The 20,000-nt window shown below is 37.6% G+C and carries 18 protein-coding genes; all 18 read right to left on the bottom strand.

The window, feature by feature from the left end; all coding sequences use genetic code 11:
* Nucleotides 1-18 precede the first annotated feature (18 nt).
* Entirely contained in the window at nt 19-870 is an 852-nt protein-coding gene (gene ylqF / locus NYE52_RS08820) for a ribosome biogenesis GTPase YlqF (RefSeq protein WP_341192732.1), read from the bottom strand.
* Nucleotides 871-898: 28 nt separating this feature from the next.
* Nucleotides 899-1,435 (bottom strand): signal peptidase I, encoded by a 537-nt coding sequence (gene lepB / locus NYE52_RS08815; protein ID WP_341192731.1) that lies wholly within the window; start codon nt 1,433-1,435, stop codon nt 899-901.
* Nucleotides 1,436-1,736: 301 nt separating this feature from the next.
* The gene (rplS, locus tag NYE52_RS08810) at nt 1,737-2,081 is read right to left on the bottom strand and encodes a 50S ribosomal protein L19 (RefSeq protein ID WP_031534450.1); all 345 of its coding nucleotides are present in this window, start codon (nt 2,079-2,081) and stop codon (nt 1,737-1,739) included.
* A 217-nt stretch (nt 2,082-2,298) separates the two neighbouring features.
* Nucleotides 2,299-3,045: a tRNA (guanosine(37)-N1)-methyltransferase TrmD gene (gene trmD, locus NYE52_RS08805; protein WP_341192730.1), complete on the bottom strand. Its 747-nt coding sequence runs from the start codon at nt 3,043-3,045 to the stop codon at nt 2,299-2,301.
* Nucleotides 3,045-3,563, bottom strand: coding sequence for a ribosome maturation factor RimM (gene rimM / locus NYE52_RS08800; RefSeq protein WP_341192729.1), 519 nt, complete (start codon nt 3,561-3,563; stop codon nt 3,045-3,047). Before rimM ends, trmD begins: the two co-directional genes overlap by 1 nt.
* Nucleotides 3,564-3,574: 11 nt before the next feature.
* Entirely contained in the window at nt 3,575-3,952 is a 378-nt protein-coding gene (locus NYE52_RS08795; RefSeq protein ID WP_341192728.1) for a YlqD family protein, read from the bottom strand.
* A 318-nt stretch (nt 3,953-4,270) separates the two neighbouring features.
* Complete coding sequence (locus tag NYE52_RS08790) at nt 4,271-4,501, bottom strand: KH domain-containing protein (protein WP_341192727.1); 231 nt, start codon at nt 4,499-4,501, stop codon at nt 4,271-4,273.
* Nucleotides 4,502-4,512: 11 nt separating this feature from the next.
* A complete protein-coding gene (gene rpsP, locus NYE52_RS08785; RefSeq protein ID WP_341192726.1) occupies nt 4,513-4,785 on the bottom strand; it encodes a 30S ribosomal protein S16 in 273 nt (90 codons plus the stop codon).
* A gap of 174 nt (nt 4,786-4,959) precedes the next feature.
* The gene (ffh, locus tag NYE52_RS08780) at nt 4,960-6,312 is read right to left on the bottom strand and encodes a signal recognition particle protein (protein ID WP_341192725.1); all 1,353 of its coding nucleotides are present in this window, start codon (nt 6,310-6,312) and stop codon (nt 4,960-4,962) included.
* A 12-nt stretch (nt 6,313-6,324) separates the two neighbouring features.
* Nucleotides 6,325-6,657 (bottom strand): putative DNA-binding protein, encoded by a 333-nt coding sequence (locus NYE52_RS08775; RefSeq protein WP_031534436.1) that lies wholly within the window; start codon nt 6,655-6,657, stop codon nt 6,325-6,327.
* 969 nt (nt 6,658-7,626) lie between these two features.
* Nucleotides 7,627-10,389, bottom strand: coding sequence for a VWA domain-containing protein (locus NYE52_RS08770; protein ID WP_341192724.1), 2,763 nt, complete (start codon nt 10,387-10,389; stop codon nt 7,627-7,629).
* Entirely contained in the window at nt 10,373-12,145 is a 1,773-nt protein-coding gene (locus NYE52_RS08765) for a VWA domain-containing protein (RefSeq protein ID WP_341192723.1), read from the bottom strand. The genes NYE52_RS08770 and NYE52_RS08765 overlap by 17 nt, the downstream gene beginning before the upstream one ends.
* A gap of 30 nt (nt 12,146-12,175) precedes the next feature.
* The gene (locus NYE52_RS08760) at nt 12,176-13,036 is read right to left on the bottom strand and encodes a DUF58 domain-containing protein (RefSeq protein ID WP_341192722.1); all 861 of its coding nucleotides are present in this window, start codon (nt 13,034-13,036) and stop codon (nt 12,176-12,178) included.
* Nucleotides 13,033-14,043, bottom strand: a complete 1,011-nt coding sequence (locus NYE52_RS08755) for an AAA family ATPase (protein WP_341192721.1) — start codon at nt 14,041-14,043, stop codon at nt 13,033-13,035. Before NYE52_RS08755 ends, NYE52_RS08760 begins: the two co-directional genes overlap by 4 nt.
* A 9-nt stretch (nt 14,044-14,052) precedes the next feature.
* Entirely contained in the window at nt 14,053-15,618 is a 1,566-nt protein-coding gene (locus NYE52_RS08750; protein WP_341192720.1) for a hypothetical protein, read from the bottom strand.
* A gap of 4 nt (nt 15,619-15,622) precedes the next feature.
* Complete coding sequence (locus tag NYE52_RS08745; protein WP_341192719.1) at nt 15,623-16,471, bottom strand: ABC transporter permease; 849 nt, start codon at nt 16,469-16,471, stop codon at nt 15,623-15,625.
* Nucleotides 16,468-17,400, bottom strand: a complete 933-nt coding sequence (locus tag NYE52_RS08740; protein ID WP_341192718.1) for an ABC transporter ATP-binding protein — start codon at nt 17,398-17,400, stop codon at nt 16,468-16,470. The genes NYE52_RS08745 and NYE52_RS08740 overlap by 4 nt, the downstream gene beginning before the upstream one ends.
* On the bottom strand, nt 17,397-19,742 hold the full coding sequence (locus tag NYE52_RS08735; RefSeq protein WP_341192717.1) for a DUF7408 domain-containing protein: 2,346 nt from the start codon (nt 19,740-19,742) through the stop codon (nt 17,397-17,399). Before NYE52_RS08735 ends, NYE52_RS08740 begins: the two co-directional genes overlap by 4 nt.
* Nucleotides 19,743-20,000: the final 258 nt, after the last annotated feature.

The following is a 20,000-nucleotide window of genomic DNA, read 5'->3' as shown; positions in this document are numbered from 1 at the left end:
CACTTCTCGTTGGAGCTCTTACATTTCTTCTGTTTTTTCAAATGTTAAAGGTCCGAACTTTTCCCCTCTGATGTCTCGGATAATGAGTTCTGTTACTTTATCATAGTCGACAATCCCGCCGCCTGATAATGCTCCTCTAAACGTTCCGATATGATCAAATAGCTCTACTGTATCTTCTGGAATCACTTCTAAATTATATCTTTCTTTTAAGCGCTCTGGATATTCTTTTTCTAAAAAACGTAGTCCGAAGATAGCGATATCTTGTAGATTTAAAATGGTATCCTTTATGGCACCAGTTAAAGCAAGCTTTAAGCCAACTTCTTGGTCTTCAAATTTCGGCCATAGTATACCTGGCGTATCTAAAAGCTCTAGTTCTTTCCCAACTTTAATCCATTGCTGTGCTTTTGTAACACCTGGTGTATTGCCTGTTTTCGCAATATTTTTCTTCGCTAATCGATTGATCAAAGTAGATTTACCTGCATTTGGAATTCCAACAATCATTGCTCGAATCGCTCGCGGTCTAATTCCTTTGGCTTTCATCCGATCAAATTTTTCCGCTAAGACTACTTTCGCTAAGGCAGTAATCTCCTTCATTCCAACCCCTGCGTGTGAATTAATCGCAAGTGCTTGTATACCTTGTTTTTTAAAATAGCTTATCCATTCTTTTGTACGTTCTTTATCTGCCATATCTGCTTTATTCAATAACACAATTCTCGGCTTATGCTGGATGATTTCATCAATCATGGGATTTCGAGATGATTGAGGAATTCTCGCATCCACTAATTCAAAAATAATATCTACCAGCTTTAATTTTTCCGTTACCTGTCTTCTGGCCTTTGCCATATGCCCCGGGAACCATTGTATAGTCATACGTGCACCTCTATTTCTTCCACTAACATTATTCTACTATTTTTAAATCGGATATTGGCCAATACACAACACTTGTACTACCAATAATTTTATCAAAGCCAATCGTACCGATATGACGGCTGTCTTTACTATTTTGACGGTTATCCCCCATCACGAATAGTTCTCCGTCTGGAACTGTTGCAGTGAAATCTTCTGTTAGGGGACCATTTATCACTTGTTTATTATGCTCTAGATACGGCTCTTCATAAGCTTGTCCATTTACATATAACACATCATTACGATACTCGATTGTATCCCCTGGTAACCCGATTACTCTTTTTATATAATCTTTTCCTTCAGGAGCGTGAAATACAATGATATCAAAACGCTTTGGTTCACTTACTTTATAGTTGATTTTATTCACAATCATTCGATCTTGATCCAGTAATGTAGACTGCATGGATTCGCCATCCACTACAATTGGAGCAAATAAAAAATACCGAATGACAAAAGCGAGTAAGACTGCAATAATTAGCGCTTTACTCCATTCCCAAACTTCATTTTTCTTCTTCTTTTCAGTTGCCATACCTTTCACCAATCCTTAACTGAACAATATAGGTAGTTTTTTATGTATGATTGATCGCTTCTCTAACATGATATATTTTAGCGGAATTTTTGGATGAAGTAAAATTGGAAAGTTTTCAGTTGTTTTGTTGGGTATACAGATTCACTCACAATGTAAGCTCGTTGATTTCCTCTACAGATACAATCAACTCAGGGAGCGTTAACTTTATTAACCATAAAAAAGAAAAAACATTTAAAAAGCATTTAAAAAGCAAGATATAAAAAAGAACTTGTTACAAGAACAAGCTCTTTTTTGGTAACAATTATCGAATTTCTTTAATACGAGCTTTTTTACCACGTAGGTTACGTAGGTAGTAAAGTTTCGCACGGCGTACTTTACCGCGACGGATAACTTCTAGCTTCGCAATTTTAGGTGTGTGAACAGGGAATGTACGCTCAACGCCAACTCCGTAAGAAACTTTACGTACTGTAAAAGTTTCGCTGATTCCACCACCACGACGCTTAATTACAACACCTTCAAATAACTGAATACGCTCACGAGTACCCTCGACAACTTTCACGTGTACACGTACAGTGTCACCAGGACGGAACGAAGGAAGATCAGAACGAAGTTGTTCTTTTGTAATTTCTTCTATTAATTTTTGCATCGTTTTCAACTCCTTCCAACAGACGCTCTTGCACTCATAATCGAGACCTCTTGCAGCGGAACATCGTTATAAGACCCTTCACAGAAATTCATCTGCTTAAGTCACAAGTGTTATCTTAACATAAAACTAGACTAACAGCAATATTTTTTCTAAAAATAATAGAACTTTGCTACTTTCCTCTAGCTGTTCTTTTACCTATTCACATAATAGTATTATGTTAACTTGGATGATGCTGCTTTTTCAGTTCACTTACTAGCTTTTTTTGCTTCTCTGTGAGCGGATAATTTTCTAGTAAGTCTGGTCTTCTTTCAATGGTTCTTCGGAAAGATTCCCTTTCTCTCCATTCATCAATATGAGCGTGATTGCCAGATAGCAAAGTGTCCGGCACCTTCATTCCACGAAAGTCAGCTGGGCGTGTGTAATGAGGATGCTCTAATAGACCAGTACTAAAAGAATCATTTACATGGGACGCTTCTTTTCCAAGCACCCCTGGCAACAACCGTACGACGCTATCAATGACGACCATAGCACCTAATTCGCCACCTGTCAGGACATAGTCACCAATGGAGATTTCATCGGTTACCAAATGCTCTCTGATTCTCTCATCATACCCTTCATAATGACCGCAAATGAAGATTAGATGCTCCTCTTGCGCTAATTCTTCCGCTTTTGCTTGCGTGTATCTTTCCCCTTGAGGACACATCAGAATGACACGGGGCTTAGCTTGGCCTTCGTTGGCATTTAAAGCATCCACAGCGTCAAATATCGGCTGTGGCTTTAACACCATCCCAGCACCGCCTCCGTAAGGATAATCATCAACCGTTTGATGCTTATTATCGGAGTAATCGCGAAAATTCACGACATTGTAAGCAGCCTTTTCCCCTTCTTCTGCCTTTTTTAAAATAGAACTGTGAAGAACCCCTTCAAACATCTCTGGAAATAATGTTAGTACATCAATTTTCATTAAGACAACAGCCCTTCCATTGGCTCTATTACAACTAATTTCTCTTGCACATCTACTTTCATCACTACTTCTTCGATATAAGGAATCAAGATCTCATTTCTATCTTTGCCTCTCACAACCCATACATCATTCGCTCCTGGCGTTAATATTTCTGTGATTTCTCCAAGCTCTTCCCCTTCTACCGTTACTACTTTACAGCCGATAATTTCATGGAAATAGTATTCATTTTCAGCCAGCTCTCCAAGAAAGCTCTCTGGAACCTTTAGAAGGCCACCCTTCATAAATTCCACATCATTCACATTGTCATAGCCTTCAAACGTAAGCAGATTAAAGTTCTTATGTTCCCGATGACTCTTAATTTTCAGCTCAAGAGGGTTTGCCTTATCTGTTTGAAAAAAATAAATCGCATTCCCAACCTTGTATCGTTCCTCTGGAAAATCCGTACGAGAAATAACACGGATTTCTCCTCTTATTCCATGTGTATTCACAACTTTTCCAACATTAAACCATTTCTCCATTGCATTCACCTCTATCGAATATCAACCACTATTCCATCTTTCACAATAATCGTCTTATTAGTACTTTCCCAAGCCTGTCCTACCTGAACATCGACAACAGCCATTACTTCCTGTTCCTTGATTTCTGTCCCTAATGGTAGTATATGTAATTGATTTAATTGAAACTCTATCGTTTTTTGTTTCTCTAATTTATTAGTAACTTCCTTCCGAAAAAATTTTTTTATTTCCGTACCAGAAGGATGATTTTTCAATTGTTTTTTTTCCTCAAAATGAAGCTGTTGCACTTCTTTTTCTAGTTGCTGTATTTCTTCCATATATCGATTGGAAATAGACTTTCTTGTAGCCTCGGTTAAAACTTGTTTTACTGTTACAGACTGAAGAATCTTCATAAACTTCCTCCTAACAGATGACAACTCTTGAACATACTACTAACAAGGTACCATATATTGCTTTGTTCGTCTAAAAGGGAAGAAAATATCAATCATTTTACCAGCACTACAGCTATTTTTCAAAAAATGCTAACACGGCGTTCAACATATCAGCCAAATTCTTGTTGATATCAGCCAACGCAACATGTTTATCAGCCAAAATAATCATTTATCAGCCAAATCACCATCGATATCAGCCAAAGAAACGTCATTATCAGCCAAACGCAAATTTCTCCCTAAAAAACAAAGGAAGGAGGGTTCCCCCTCCTTCCTTTTCATTTAATCTCTAATATCAACTGTAATTTTCTTTTGTTGTAATGATCCTGCTGCATAAACAACCGTTCGAATTGCTCTTGCAACTCGCCCTTGCTTCCCTATTACCTTCCCGATGTCATTCTCGTTGACAGAAAGCAAGTAAGTGATACGATTATCCTCTTCTGTTACAGTTACAGCAACTTCCTCTGGAAAATCAACAAGGGGCTTAACAATCGTTTCTATAAGCTCTTTCATTTCATCAAAAATTACTTAGCGTTTTTGATATTGTGGAATTTCTCCATAATACCTTGGTTAGAGAATAGGTTACGTACTGTATCAGATGGTTTTGCACCATCTTGTAACCATTGTAGAGCTTTATCTTCGTTGATTTCAACGATAGCAGGGTTTGCTACTGGATTGTAAGTTCCTACTGTTTCAATGAAACGTCCATCACGTGGTGAACGAGAATCTGCTACTACGATACGATAAAAAGGAGATTTTTTTGCTCCCATTCTTTTTAAACGAATTTTTACTGCCATTTAATATTGCACCTCCGAATAGTTTCACACAAGATAGTATATTATCAGATACTCCAACACTTTGTAAAGTGTTTTTTCTTGTCAGTGTTAAAAATCTTTATTTACGCCTTCTAACGGACTGTTTTTGCTCATTTTCAATAGACAAACGAAGCCAATTTTATACAAAAATCGTCGTTAAAAAGGGTTAAATGGTAATTTAAATTTACCTTTTTTCTTGCCTTTTTGACCCATATTGGTCATTTGCTTCATCATTTTTCTCATATCATCAAACTGCTTTAAAAGTCGATTTACTTCTGGTACGGTTCTACCGCTTCCTTTTGCAATCCGCTTTCTTCTACCAGCATTGATAATCTCTGGTTGTTCTTTTTCTTGCTTAGTCATGGACTTAATAATTGCCTCTACGTGGGCAATTTGCTTTTCATCCACTTTCATATTGTTTAAGCCTTTGATTTTGTTCGCACCTGGCATCATTTTAATTAATTCGTCAAGTGGTCCCATGCTTTTTACCTGACTTAAAGAATCAAGAAAATCGTCAAAGGTAAATGAATCTGTCTTCATTTTCTTCTCTAACTCTCTCGCCTTTTCTTCATCCACATTTATTTGTGCTTTTTCGATTAGGCTAAGGACATCGCCCATTCCTAAAATTCTGGAAGCCATTCTTTCAGGATGGAACGTTTCAAGCGCATCCATTTTTTCTCCCAAACCAACAAATTTAATTGGTGTGTTCGTTACAGAACGAATGGAAAGTGCAGCTCCCCCACGTGTATCACCATCAAGCTTTGTTAAGACAACTCCCGTTAATCCTAACTGCTCGTTAAAACTGCCGGCTACATTGACAGCATCTTGCCCTGTCATCGCATCGACAACTAGTAATATTTCTTCTGGGTTTGCAAGTTCCTTGATTTGTTTTAATTCATCCATAAGGGCTTCATCGACATGAAGACGACCTGCTGTATCAATTAATACATAATCATGGTGATCTTCTTTTGCTTTTTCTATCGCTTGCTTTGCAATCTCAACAGGGCTAACTTGGTCTCCTAGTGCAAACACTGGAAAATCAAGCTGTTTACCTAATGTTTGTAATTGCTTAATCGCAGCAGGACGATAAATATCCGCAGCTACTAATAGTGGATTACGATTATGTTTTTTACGCAGTAAATTTGCAAGCTTACCAGTGGTTGTTGTTTTCCCCGCCCCTTGAAGTCCGACCATCATAATGACAGTTGGAGGACGCTTACTCACACCAATTTTACTTTCTTCTCCACCCATTAGTTCTGTAAGCTCTTCTTTTACTACTTTAATAACTTGTTGTCCAGGAGTTAAGCTTTTTAGCACTTCCTGTCCTACTGCACGTTCACTTACTTTTTTAACAAAGTCTTTTACCACTTTAAAGTTAACATCTGCCTCAAGGAGCGCAAGACGAACTTCACGCATCATTTCTTTAACATCCGCTTCATTTACTTTCCCTTTTCCACGGATTTTTTGCATCGTGTTCTGCAGTCGGTCAGCTAAACCTTCAAATGCCATACGTCAGCCTCCTTAATCTAATTTCTCTAGTTCCTCTACTGCCTCTCGCAACGCAGATATAGATAAGGTATCATGTTCTAGCATTTTTTTCATCTTTTCAAAAAGAACTTGACGTTCCTGAAATTTCTGAAGTAACAATAACTTATTCTCATATTCTTCTAGCATTGCCTCGGTACGTTTAATGTTGTCATACACCGCTTGACGGCTTACATTGTACTCAGCAGCAATCTCCCCAAGAGAGTAATCATCCAAATAGTAAAGAGACATATAGCTTCGTTGCTTCGGTGTTAACAACGACTGATAGAAATCAAATAAATAATTCATTCTCGTTGTTTTCTCAAGCATCGAATAATACCCCCGTGTTAAGTCAAAAGCCTTTACATCGACTATTGTACACACCAGGAAAAAAGATGTCAAGAAAATATCTTTACAAATTGAAAAGCGGAGGGGGCCCGTTTAGGGGCGTGTGGGGTGGAGCGACGATTCCTGAGATATAGGAAACACAGTGAACGTTAGTGAACTGATGTTGACTTATCGTAGGGAATCGTCGTGAAGCCCATCAGCCCCTGGGCACCCGGAGCTGGACTATTGAAAAGCGGAAGCGCCTGGTTATCGTTGTACAAACTGGAGGGAGCCTGACTGAGATAAAGAAAACACGGTGAACGTTAGTGAACCGATGTTGACTTATCGTAGGGAAGGCACCTAACGTAGATTCTATAAAATGTAAAAATTTTAAAGCTGACTTTCCCTATTTTGTTATAAATAAATATAAATAGGCTTTTATAAGGTTCCTCTGTTACCTTTTCCTGTACTTATTCTTGCTTTTGGTCACAGAGGGACCTTCTCTGTTACCTTCCCGACTTCTTTTCCCTACTTTCGGTCACAGAGACCTCTCCTCTGTTACCTTCTCCACTTCTTTTCCCTGCTTTCGGTCACAGAGACCACTTCTCTGTTACCTTCTCCACTCCTTTTCCCTGCTTTCGGTCACAGAGACCTCTCCTCTGTTACCTTCCCCACTTCTTTTCCCTGCTTTCGGTCACAGAGACCTCTCCTCTGTTACCTTCCCCACTCCTTTTCCCTGCTTTCGGTCACAGAGATCTCTCCTCTGTTACCTTCTCCACTCCTTTTCTCTGCTTTCGGTCACAGAGACCTCTCCTCTGTTACCTTCTCCGCTTCTTTTCCCTACTTTCGGTCACAGAGGGAGCTCCTTCTCTGTTACCCCCACCCCCTCTTTTTATCCCAAACCAGCTCTTTGTATAAAAAAAACTGCAGACAACCTAATAAAGTCCGTCTGCAGTATCATGCCAATTTAACTTATCGCTTTTTCTTCCGCTTCATCTCTAACAGTTGATCCAAATGATTTTCACTCTCTGCCTTTTCATTTACTGCCTTTGTTTTTTTCAATGGTTTTTCTTGCTTCTCCTTTGTTTCTTTACTAGAAACAGGCTGTATGTCTTTCTTTTTTGCTACTGGTGTTTCTCTAGGCGCTTCACTTCTCTTTTGCTTAGAAGCTTTGTGCCGCTTAGCAGCTTCTCTTTTTTCAAACACTGCAAGGAACTTCACTGGCAATCCAAATCTTCTAATCGCTATTTCTACGAACAAAAGCAGGAAGCTAATTAGTAGCAAGACTTCGGTTATCTCCTGCTTTTGCTTAACTGGGTCCTTAAGGGGGCGAAATGCTTGTGATTCTTTCTCTAGCTGAGAGCCTCCTGTTATCGCGAGGAGCTCTGCTACCTTTTCTTCATTTGCTCCGGTAATTAAATATTCGTCTGAATAGGGAACAGTAAAGCCTGATTGGTAAACAGATATGTTTCCTTCCTCATCTGTTTGTTTGATATGAATAAAATAAAGACCAGGATCATTGCCAACATCCACTTCATATTTGCCTGGAGCAATCATTTTTGTATTTCCTTCAATCACTTCTCCGCGTTCTGATAGAATAGTGGTTTCGATCGGCAGCATGGATAATTTATCTGCTGCTACCGTTAGATAGGTTCGATCCTTCTCTTTTTCAACAGACAAGGAATACGCCTCTGAATCATATTGGGGCAAAGTGTTTGCGACCATTTTTGTCAGAAAGCTGCTCCATTGGTTCCAGCGCGCCCAATCCCCAGCCCACGCTCCATTCACGTCAGAAGTGAATGCTATCGTCTTGCCTAAACCGTATTGCCATTCTGCTAAAACAGGGTCTTCCTTCGTGCTCCCTATAGGAACGGTGCTTTCTGATTTAGCAGTTGTTGCAATATAGGCATTCATTTGTGGAACACCTTGACTAAACAAGGAATCCCATCCATAGCCAGACTTTATTTTCGGATAAAACGGATTGTCCTCAATATAGGTTCTTGTTGCCATAACGGTTTCTCTTGATAAAATAGAAGGTATTACCGTTGAATCCTGTACATCATAAAAACGGCCTGCTCCAAGCTCTGCTAATTCCTCCAACAAATTTCGGTCTGCATCTGCGCCTAACGCTACCGTTGACATTGTTACATTTTTCTTACTGCCTTCATTAATTAACTCTTCATAATCATTATTCGTTGCCGATTGTCCATCTGTAAGTAAAATGATATGTTTTCTTTTCACATCTAAATCACTGATTTGATCATAGGCTTCTACTAAGGATCCATAAATTTCGGTTCCTCCGCCGACTGGAACGGAACGAATTTTGTCCACTACTTCCTCTTTATTTTTCAAAGGCTTAGGCTCTACAATAACCCATGGCTTATCATCGAAAGCAATAAACCCTAGTGTATCTGTCTCTTGAAGTAGTTCAACCGATCTCGCTGCCGCTTCTTTCGCCAATGAAAATTTCTGCCCATCCATACTTCCAGAACGGTCTAAAACAATCATTAACGCTAATGACGGCATTTCTTTTTTTCCTTTAATGTCCATATCAACTGGGAGGAGCTTTTCAATAGGAGTTTGGAAATACCCTCCTAATCCAAAGCTATTTTCCCCACCCGTCATAAGAAATCCGACACCAAAATCTTTAACACTTTTTTCAATCAGACTCATTTGATTTTCCGTAATATCTGTTGCAGCAATATTATTAAAAATAATCGATTGATAGTTCAAATAGCCAGAAAGTACAGTAGGAAGCTGAACCGACGAACGGACTTCCACTATATACCCTGCCGCTTCTAAGGTTTGAACGAGTGCTTCATTTGGATTATTTTGCACTAATAAAATTTGCGGAATCGTTTTAACCATATTGACGACCTGAAGCTTGTTATTTTCAGCATAGGCATCATTCGTCAGTTCTAGTTCTGCTTTATAGGTTACTAATCCAGTTTGTTCCACCGAAAACTGAATTGGAATGATATTGGTGCCTTCTTTTATTTCGATTGACTTCGAAATAATTTTATTATTATTCTCATAAAAATGAAGCAATCCTGTTTTTGCCGTATTACTTTCAATCGTTACCGAAACCGCAGCTTGTTCCCCTTCGTATAATGTGGAAGGCAGTTCTACTTCGGTAACAGCAGTATCTTCATAGGAATGGGGATCGAGTAAAACAGTATCTAATTCAATCGAACGATTTTTCAATAATTTTGCCGCTTCCGTAAGATTCCCCATTGTTTCGTTTCCGTCCGTAAAGAGAATGATTCTCCCACCACTATTATTCGGAAAAACACTACTGGCAAGATTAATTGCCCCTTCAATATTCGTATGATCCTTGCCTATCTCCTCATCCCATTTTGGAAAACGAAGACCTTCTTTTCCCATCATTTGCTCAATGGTCGCTTTCTCTCCAAAAGAAAGAACACTATATTCCTCTTTTTCTTTCTTGTTTTGTATGCTTTTTTCCAGCCACTCGAGTTGCTTTTCTCCTGAATCCTGCACACTTGCACTTCGATCCATTAGAAAAACAACGGGCGTTTCTTTTTGTGGCAAAATCACTTGTGGAACGGCAAGTGCAATGATTAAAAGAAAAAAAATGCAGCTTCTTAAAAAGAGGATAACATGTCTTTCCTTTCGATTCGGCATCGTCTTCGTCTGTTTCCAATATCGAAAAAGCAGAAAAGCAATAGGAAGGAAGATTAATAGAATAAATGGGTATTTAAACTCTATCTGCATGTCGGTATACCTCCCATTCCATACATAAAATGACAAAAGCAAGCAAACATAATACATACCAAAGCCAATCATTTTCCGTTTTTGTAACCTGATTTTCCTTTAGTTGATTTTCATTAAGAACAAACGACTTTTGAGAAGCGATTGTCTTCTCTCGATCATCTAAATTCACAGAGAAATAAAGAAGCTCTGTATCATTTGTCAGCTGATAAACACCAGGTAGCTTCGGTGCTTGGAAGCCTTCTTCCATCGAGAAGGAGCCAACTAATTGATCGTTTTCATTATAAATATCCCAACCTGTTTCTTGATTTGTTAAATGAATCGTTCTCGATTCTAAAGGCTGAAAATCTCCAACATAATTAGATTGAGAAGAAAGCCATTGATACATATTGTATAAAAAGATCGGAAAACTTGGATGTAATGGCCAATCACTATCTTTTAAATCAAATTGAATGAGTATGGCTGGCTGATTATTGACGTTGCCTTTTTGAATTAACGGCAGTTCTCCACTTTTTACAATTGGTGTCATGCTTTCCATCGTTTGCTTAGTAGCACTTGCGATAAAAACATCCTTCATATCTACATGTAAAAGTAATTCATCCTCACTTGGTTCTATCGCTGATTGCAACGCTTCCTTTTTTCCATCTGTATAGAAGAAAACAAATGGGGCTTCGATATTAGCTGGTAGTGTAGAACCAGCTAAAAGGAAAATACTATCCTTTTTCGTTAGAAATTCTTCTTTCTCCTCCATTTGAATGACACGAAGACCAATTGCCTCAAATCCTTTTACCAAAAATGGATTCATTTCATTATCTGTATAAATGGTTGTAGCCTGTTTATTAAATACAGCCGCTTGCATATTGTCAACCAAAAAATCATCTACAACCGTAATTTTAGCATTGTAATACGATTTCTCAGGAAGCTCGTTTATCGCGATTATTTTTCTTTCTTTTGGCTGTAATTCGATCTCTTGCTGAAAAAGCACTGCCTTTTCACTTTCAACCTGAAATGGTATTTTTTTGATAGAATCTGTCTGGTTTTCCACCATAGCGATTCCTGCTACTTTATCGTCATTTTTAGATACGCCAAAAGATAAAATCGAAATATTTTCTTCCTTTTCCTTCTCTTGATTATGTACTTCCACATAGAAAGAATCGATATTTTTTATGCTTTCCTTCTCTACCCCGTCAGAAAAAATATGTATAGCACTCTTGCCTTCCTTCGCTAGACTTGCACTTAGCTCTGTTGCACTTTGCCAATCTTCATGGGTATAGGATAGCTCTAAATCTTGAATCACTGCAGTTACTTTGTTTCGATTTGCCTCATTATGCAACAGTATTTTTGGACGGTCATTTACCTCCAGCACTGTGACGGTTTGATTTTCCTGAAGGTCTTGCATCATTTGTAAGGCGGTCCCTTTCCTAACTTCTAGACGGTTAGCAGCATTTCCATTTGCTGCCATCGAAGCCGATGTATCAAACATGAAGATGATTTGTTCCCCTTTAATCGTCTCTTTAGCAAAATATGGTCCCACTAGTGCTAGCATCAATAAAAGCAAGCATAAAAGCTGCAGCCAGAATAAGACGTTATTCTGCCATTTATGAAACCAGGAGGATGCCCTCATTTCCTTGAGAACTTCTTCCCAAAGTAAATTGGAGGGGATGATTTGTTTTGTATATTTTTTCCGAAAAAAATAAAATAGGATAAATAACACAATAAAAAATAGTAGCAAAAAATAATATGGATTTGCTAAATGCATTTTGTCTCTCCTTTTGGCTCGTAATGAGTATTATTGAACCAATCCAGCAAATGCTAGTTCACGTAAAATAATCGTTTGTATATCCAGTTTATCGCTGATTTGACAATAACGGATTCCATGTGTCCCACAAAGAATTTCTAGTTCTTGATTATGCTGATCAAGTCTATTCTTATATAGATTTTTGATGGAAGTATTAAGACTTACATCCACCATTTTTCCATTCTCACTATCGACTAATTGTATGTCTCCAGAGAAAGCTGGATTTATCTCCCTCTCACTTAGTAATTGAATCAGCCATATTTGTTGGTTTCGGTACTTTAACCGTTTAAAACTTTCTTCAAATAAAGACAATTTTTCTAAACCATCTGTTATTAAAATAATCATTTGTGTTGGGGTTATAATGGTGCTCCTTAATGATTGTGTAAAGCTTTCATTTACCGTTTTCTCCTTCACACCAACAATTTCATAAAAGGTTCTTTTATTATGAACCGATCCTTTGCGATGAAAGGCAAGCTTCGTAGATATAGCCGCAAAACTCAATCGATCTTCATGGGACAGTGTAATATAGGCTAAGCTTGCTGCTAGTTCTCTTGCTAACTCCCATTTGGAATGGATTTGTTTCATCGAAGAAGTTGCATCAAGGAATATACTAACGGAAATCTCTTTTTCATCTTGAAATCTTTTAATATAGGGCTTATTTGTGCGCCCATAGACATTCCAATCAATTTGCCGGATATCATCGCCAGGATGATAGATTTTGTAATCAGCAAAATCAAGGGAGGTACCATGGATATGGGATTTTCTTCTGCCATTTTGCATGCCTGCACCTTTAGTCGAAACCAGTAGACTTTTTCGATTCATTCTTGCTAATAAGGAATGGTAGTCCTTCATCTTCCCTTCCCTGCTTCAATCCGTAATGTTTTTTCTAGAATATCTTCGATGATCTGGTCAGGTGTTATACCCGCAATCTCCCCTTCAAAATTAAGCAAAATACGATGTCTAAATACAGGGAGTGCCGCGTATCGCAAATCTGCGATAGAAACATGATATCTGCCAGATGCTAAAGCTCTTGCCTTTGCCATTGTTACTAAAGATTGCAGCCCCCTTGGCCCACTTCCTGCTTGAATATACTTATTTCCTAATTCTGTCGCATCCTCTGAACCGGGATGAGTAGCAGAAACAATATTGACTGCAACGTCTAAAATGTCGTCAGCAACAAGAATTTGTTTGACAAGACTTTGTAAATGAATAATATCCTCTACAGAGGCAACTTGCGTTAATGTAGTGGAGTCTGTCCCTGTTGTCCTCTTAATAATCGCTTTTAGTTCCTCTTTTGATGGATAAGCGACATGTAATTTACATAAAAAACGATCCAACTGGGCTTCCGGCAATGGATATGTCCCCTCCATATCAAGGGGATTTTGTGTTGCTAATACAAAAAAAGGTGCTTCTAACTTTTTGGTTTCCCCCATGATGGTGACCGTTTTTTCTCCCATTGCCTCTAATAAGGCACTTTGCGTTTTCGGTGTAGCTCGGTTGATTTCATCAGCCAGGACAATATGCTTAAATAAAGGTCCCTCATGAAAATGAAATTGCTGTTTTCCTTTTTCATCAGGCTGCAGCACCATCGTACCCGTAATATCTGCAGGCATTAAATCTGGCGTAAACTGAATTCTGGCAAAGGATAAGTCCATTACTTCCGAAATAGTACGAATCATCATCGTTTTACCTAAACCTGGTAACCCTTCTAAAAGTACATGTCCACCTGCCAGCATACTCCAAAGAACCTCATCGGTAATTTTCTCTTGACCAACAATAAAATTTCCTATCTCTTCTTTTACGTTTTTAAGTATTGCTTCTGCTTGAATAAAATCCTGTTCTACGATTTCTTTTTCCATCTTCTTCCCCTACTTTTCATTTGGTTTGATATCGGTAAAATAATTCTTTACTATATTTTCTAAGTCATTTGGTAATTTATATCTCGCTGTGCTTTCTCGGTAAGAGGCTTCATATTCTGAAAATACTTGTTCATATGGACGAACATTCCCTTTTAGAATTGGCCCTTCTCCTTCTGAGATTTGACCTTGCTTTCCATCCCCGAGTTTACCTGAATCCACTTCCGTATTTTCTTTTCCATCCACTTTTTCCGGAACTGTTAATAGCTCTCTGCTTCCGCTACCGAACCCAGCTCCTGAGCCATTTCCAGATCCCCCACCATTACCGGAGCCTGAGCCGCTTCCAGATCCACTGCCTGATCCTGATCCAGAGCCATTTCCACTGCCAGAACCATTCCCCGCACCATCCCCTGAGCTAGAACCAGCATTTCCACTAGTTGATCCGTCATTGTCATTTTGATCTTGTTGACCATTTGCATTTCCAGGAGAATTCGCACCATTATTACTCGATCCATTCGCTACTGTACTTGAATTAGGTACCGTTATTCCATTTGCAAGACTTTCATTTTTCAGTAGATTTTCTATTTGAGCTAGTTCGGTCTGTACAGATTCTAATTGTTGTAGAAGCTCTTCATTATTTAATAATTCATCCATCTGCTCTAATAGCTGCTGTAACTGTTCATCTGTTAACTGCTTATTTCCACCAGTCAGTTGATTGAGGGCCTCTTTTTGCTTATCTGTTAACTGTTCATATTGTTCGTTTGCTTTTTGTAATTCCTTTTTAACTAATTCTTGATCCTTCTCTGAAATGGCTTTAGAAAGAGACTTTAAACCAGCTTCATCTAGCGTTGCTTCTGCTTTTTGACGTTCGCCGCTTTTCTCTTGGAGCTTCCTTTTTTTCAGCTGTAGCTCTTTCGTTTGTTTTTCCAATTCTGCAAAGTTTTTTTCTACTGTTTCCTTCTTCTCTAATTCCTTTTGCACCTGTTTAAGTTCTTTTTTCACTTGTTTATCTGTTTCTTTTTTTATCGCTTTTTCTAATTCTTTTTCTGCTTTAGCGATCGTTTTTATCTCGTTTTCCTTTTTCTTCGCAGCTTCCATATTAACCGATGGGAAAAGCTGCAACAGTACACACATCGCGAGACAGGCAACACCTGAAAAAATAAATGTTGAATAGATATACCTTTTCTTTCGCTTTAATACAGCTAGTTGTTTCCGTTCCATTTCTGATATGGCCTGTTTTACTACTAGCTGTTCAACCGCACCCTCACTCTGTAAATAGGAATAGGCCGCCAGTGCATAATCATCGGAAACAAACTGATTATATAGTTTTACTGCCTGTTTTTCTGTTGGCCATTTTCTCCATAATCGAAACAGGAGAAAGAAAACACAAATACTTGAAGCTATCAGAAGAATGGAAGACAGAAACGGAAGGACAAAAAAATAGGCAATAACAGAGAGTAGGAGGAAAACCCCTCCTACAATCGCAAGAAATAAACATAACTCTTTTGCAATCAATTCTCTCGCCAGGGACTGTCTTACCGGCTTCACTAATTCCTTATATTGTTTAAGGTTTTCCATGCCTTTATCTACTTCCCTTTTTCATATTTGCCCGTAATTTCCGAACACTGATTGTTAGTGACAAGGCAATAACGAAGCAATAACTAATGATATGAGCCGCCCATATTGGGAATTTGATACCAGTTAACTCCTTTATTTGTTCAGATACAGTTGGTTCAAATATATCTGCTAACACAATGCCAGGGTTAAACATGGCACTAAAATAGACGGAAGGTACTTCTTTAGGTACTGGACTAGAATAGATATCTGCCATTTGAAAAAGAATGAGCGATATAACTACCGTTCCACCAATAATAAATAACGTTACACTATAGGTTGTAACCATGCTGACAATCGTTTTGCGAATCAGCGTTGAAAATAAAACACCAAAGCTACCAATAACAAGCATGGTAAATAAGCTAAAGAAAAACACTTGCACTAGCTGTATCGGTGAGATTCCACCATATAAAAATACAAAGCTATATATCGGCAAGCTTGCTAGTATCAACAAGACTAAATAAGCAATGGAGGAAAGTAATTTTCCAATAATGATGGTGAAACTACTTTGTGTTGTTGTTAACAAAATGCTTAATGTTTGCCTTTCCCGCTCACTACTTATCACTCCGCCAGTAAGACCTGGGGTAATAAATAGAACCAAGCCTAGTTGAAAGAAAGCCAAAAACATGAACATCATACGACTTTCCTGCGGTTTAAAAAAACCGATGGGACTTGTTGTCCTTAGTACATACATAAAAGCAACCATCAGTAAGGAAAGTGCAAGGAGATAAAAAAGAATTCCAAGAAACGTTTTTCCTGAGCGAAAGCGTAATTTTAACTCTTTATTTAAAACAGGGTTTATGAAATAAGTTTTCAAGAGAATTCAACCTCCTTTGTAATTTCCATAAATACATCTTCTAAATTACTTTCCATTTCTGACAAACTAATAATCGGAATATCCTTAAGAATCGCTGTTTTTAATAGCGCTACCTGCTCCTCATCTGCCCCTTTAAATAGAAATTGAATCGTCTTTGCATCTTCTAACACTTCCAATTTTGTAATACGTGGGTTTTCTTCTAAAAATGCAACTGTTTTAGGAACTTCAAATGTTTTTACACTAATGATTTTTTCACTTTGTAATTGCTGTTGAATGGCGGATACTGTTCCTTGGGCAACCAGTTTCCCTTGATCCAAAATTCCAATGACATCACACATTTCAGCTAGCTCTGGCAAAATATGTGAAGAAATAAGGATCGTTTTCCCCATACTCTTTAATTCTTTTAAAATCTCACGCATTTCAATTCTAGCGCGAGGATCCAATCCAGATGCAGGTTCATCAAGAATAAGAACGGATGGATCATGGATTAAACTTCTAGCAAGGCAAAGTCTTTGTTTCATTCCTCTCGACAAAAGATCCACATAGTCTTTTCGCTTATGAGAGAGATTTACTAGCTCTAATAGCTGGGGGATTAATTTTTCTCTTTGCCTTGCGGGGATCCCGTAGCTAGCACCATAGAAATCTAAATATTCTTCTGCTTTTAGTTGATCATAAACACCAAAGAAATCAGGCATATACCCTAACTGCTTTCTTACCTCTTTTGGCTGCTTAATAATATCCGCTCCATTAATAGTTGCTGTGCCAGAGGTAGGCGCTAATAAAGTAGCAAGAATGGAAAATGTCGTAGATTTACCTGCTCCATTTTGACCAACAAAACCAAACACACAGCCTTTATCAATCTGAAGATCTAACGGCTCTAGTGCTGTAAACTTTCCATACTTCTTGGAAAGGCCTTTTATCTCTATCATTCTTTTATCTCTCCTTTGATTTTAACGGATGGCAGCTGAATATACGGATCTCCATTCGTTGCTTTATCTACCTTCATATTGATTTTTCGATTTCCATCTATATAATTAGATATTTTTTCTTTATCCACTTTAAAAAGACTCTTTATTTCTTCATAAGCATCCGTTTCCTTGTTATAAATACTATATTTTACACCAGCATTCCCCTTTGGCTGTACAGTTAATGAATCAAAGATTAGTGATTTAACATCATATGACTTCGGAATTTCAAGCGTATATAAATATTCGCCATCCTCTAATGAAATATCATTATTTTGGTAGCTCTCACTATAAATTTCCCCGTCGAGAATGGTTAATTTTTGTTCCATATTCCTATCATTAATCGTAAACTCTCCAGAAAAATGATTGGCTAAAATAATTGGCTCCATAATTAAATTGGTACTATTTTTCGTTACCTTTCCACTAGCAACCCCAACATTAACGATATCTTCATTTGTAATCGCAATTAACATTGGATTCCCAGTAGATAAGTCTTTAAAGTAATCCGTGCTTAGCACCATACTTTCAGCCACTGATTCCCTGAACTCCCTTAAATCATTGCCTTTATAATCGTACATAGAATAACCATAGCCATTTCCATTTGGACTGGAAAAATATTTATTCTTACGTGTGACTTGAACCTTCTTCGTTTCGCCAGCTGCAATGGAACCTAGCTCTATTTTTTCTTTACCAGACCATATAAATACTTTTGCAAAGTCAAATGGATATTGATTCGTTATCGTTCCTGAAATATCTTTTTCTGTTACATCAAAATCATGGCTGAATCCACCTTCTATTGGCATAGTGGATTTTCCATACATCGTACGGTTAGACCAATATTCTACCTCTGGAAAAATGATTTCATTATTTTTCACTTTTTCATTTGTAATAGTTTTGACTCGGAGCTCTCCATATCCTAAATAAGGAAAAGGTGTATACGTATCTTTATCATACGTTAAAGCAAAATCACCAGATTTATTGGATAAAAGGGTTGTTGCTTGGTAGCCCGATAAATAATTGTTGCTATATTGATAGATACCCATTTCATTTAATTGAGGGTTTTTTATTTTATCTTTTGCCCCAGTAATAAACATTCCTAGTGATAAAAGGATCGAAAGACTCGGAATGATCCACCAAGCATGTTCTCTTTTATCGTATTTTTTTAATACAAAGAACAAAATTGGCACAATAACGACTAAATAACCTACCAATATTATTAGTAACAGACCAGTTGTAATCGTAGAACTTTTAAAATACTCATTTGATTCGACAAATTGATAGTATAGACTACTTAAAGGATTCCCGCTGTATTGATAATTGACGGTTAGCTGTGTATTCTCTGTTCGCAATAGGTTTTCCATCCAACTATTAAAACCTTGCCAATTAAGTAATGCAGGATCACTAAGTGAAAAAGCGGTTTGAATAATTTTCCCTTCCCCAAGGTTTTTTTTCGCTACTAGGGGATGTTCATTATGTATCGTTATAGCATCAGACCCATCTGTTAGAGAAGCTCGAAATGCCGATATCTTTTCTTGTTCTTTCGTTTTTGTATCGATTCCGGACAATGGAATCTCTTCTTCCTTTCCAAGTTCCAATGGCATAAGTGCTTCTAAACTGCCGTATGCTTGCTTTCCATTTGTGGTTGCTCCGGTAATTAAGATTCCTCCATTTTCAATCCATTTCTTAATCGCCTGCTGCTGCGTGTCTGTTAATTCTGTAAGGGAGAACTGATCCACAAGTAAAAAGCTTAACGTTTCAAGTGCCAATGCTTGATCAGGTATTTCTTCTTTAAGAAGTTCCGTTGTATATATTGAATTACTTGGAAGCTTTCGTAAATCTTTAAATTTGTCATATCGATCTGTAAGAATTCCTAAAGTCTGATCAGAAATTAAGGTCAGTCTCACTTCTTTTATTCCAGTGAAATTTACTTCCTCGTCTTCCTGCCAACTTCCTCGATATAATTTCATCTTATTGCTAGAATAGTTAGAATCAGAAGAAATTCCTGGGATAGTTACTGTATAAGTTTTCTTGCTATTTGCCGGTATATCGACAGGCACTAATGTTTGTCCGCCTATATCATAGCTTGGCGAATAAGGAATAAGTAAATCACCTTTGAAATCCTTTTCGTTATTGTCAATCGTAACCTTAAGTGTAAACCCTTTTCCGTCTATTATCTTTCCATCCAAGCCAGCTTCTGTCGTAATTTTTATCCCGGCTGAAGCTGCTGCATTTGCTTCTTTCACAATAAAAGTAGTGGCAAAAAATAAAATAAAACATATAATTAAGACTTTTTTGACTTTTCGCAAACTATGTTTCCCCCATTTTTTATTTTTTCTTTCTAATTAATAGACGATTGGCAATCGTTTCCTCCCTACACTAAATTAGAAAAATTTTATAATGTAATTTTACAACATAATACACTTTTTATACATCTGTTTTTGTAAAATTTTTCTTCTTTTTGTTATTAGACGAAGGGAATGGTCGAAAGGTTTTATATGCCAGGAACTATTTGTTAGTATTTTCGAATAAAAAACTCCTGTTTGTGAAAGTTAACAGGAGTTTTA

Origin of the sequence: Niallia sp. FSL W8-0635 (assembly GCF_038007965.1) — a bacterium.
Classification (GTDB): domain Bacteria; phylum Bacillota; class Bacilli; order Bacillales; family Cytobacillaceae; genus Niallia.
The sequence above is the reverse complement of the archived record's forward strand: the minus strand, read 5'-3'. Positions and strand labels throughout refer to the sequence as shown.

Excerpts from the sequence above, each read along its gene's own strand:
- ylqF (WP_341192732.1), bottom strand. The coding sequence starts at position 870 with ATGACTATACAATGGTTCCCGGGGCATATGGCAAAGGCCAGAAGACAG.
- lepB (WP_341192731.1), bottom strand. The coding sequence starts at position 1,435 with ATGGCAACTGAAAAGAAGAAGAAAAATGAAGTTTGGGAATGGAGTAAA.
- rplS (WP_031534450.1), bottom strand. The coding sequence starts at position 2,081 with ATGCAAAAATTAATAGAAGAAATTACAAAAGAACAACTTCGTTCTGAT.
- trmD (WP_341192730.1), bottom strand. The coding sequence starts at position 3,045 with ATGAAAATTGATGTACTAACATTATTTCCAGAGATGTTTGAAGGGGTT.
- rimM (WP_341192729.1), bottom strand. The coding sequence starts at position 3,563 with ATGGAGAAATGGTTTAATGTTGGAAAAGTTGTGAATACACATGGAATA.
- NYE52_RS08795 (WP_341192728.1), bottom strand. The coding sequence starts at position 3,952 with ATGAAGATTCTTCAGTCTGTAACAGTAAAACAAGTTTTAACCGAGGCT.
- NYE52_RS08790 (WP_341192727.1), bottom strand. The coding sequence starts at position 4,501 with ATGAAAGAGCTTATAGAAACGATTGTTAAGCCCCTTGTTGATTTTCCA.
- rpsP (WP_341192726.1), bottom strand. The coding sequence starts at position 4,785 with ATGGCAGTAAAAATTCGTTTAAAAAGAATGGGAGCAAAAAAATCTCCT.
- ffh (WP_341192725.1), bottom strand. The coding sequence starts at position 6,312 with ATGGCATTTGAAGGTTTAGCTGACCGACTGCAGAACACGATGCAAAAA.
- NYE52_RS08775 (WP_031534436.1), bottom strand. The coding sequence starts at position 6,657 with ATGCTTGAGAAAACAACGAGAATGAATTATTTATTTGATTTCTATCAG.
- NYE52_RS08770 (WP_341192724.1), bottom strand. The coding sequence starts at position 10,389 with ATGCAGATAGAGTTTAAATACCCATTTATTCTATTAATCTTCCTTCCT.
- NYE52_RS08765 (WP_341192723.1), bottom strand. The coding sequence starts at position 12,145 with ATGCATTTAGCAAATCCATATTATTTTTTGCTACTATTTTTTATTGTG.
- NYE52_RS08760 (WP_341192722.1), bottom strand. The coding sequence starts at position 13,036 with ATGAAGGACTACCATTCCTTATTAGCAAGAATGAATCGAAAAAGTCTA.
- NYE52_RS08755 (WP_341192721.1), bottom strand. The coding sequence starts at position 14,043 with ATGGAAAAAGAAATCGTAGAACAGGATTTTATTCAAGCAGAAGCAATA.
- NYE52_RS08750 (WP_341192720.1), bottom strand. The coding sequence starts at position 15,618 with ATGGAAAACCTTAAACAATATAAGGAATTAGTGAAGCCGGTAAGACAG.
- NYE52_RS08740 (WP_341192718.1), bottom strand. The coding sequence starts at position 17,400 with ATGATAGAGATAAAAGGCCTTTCCAAGAAGTATGGAAAGTTTACAGCA.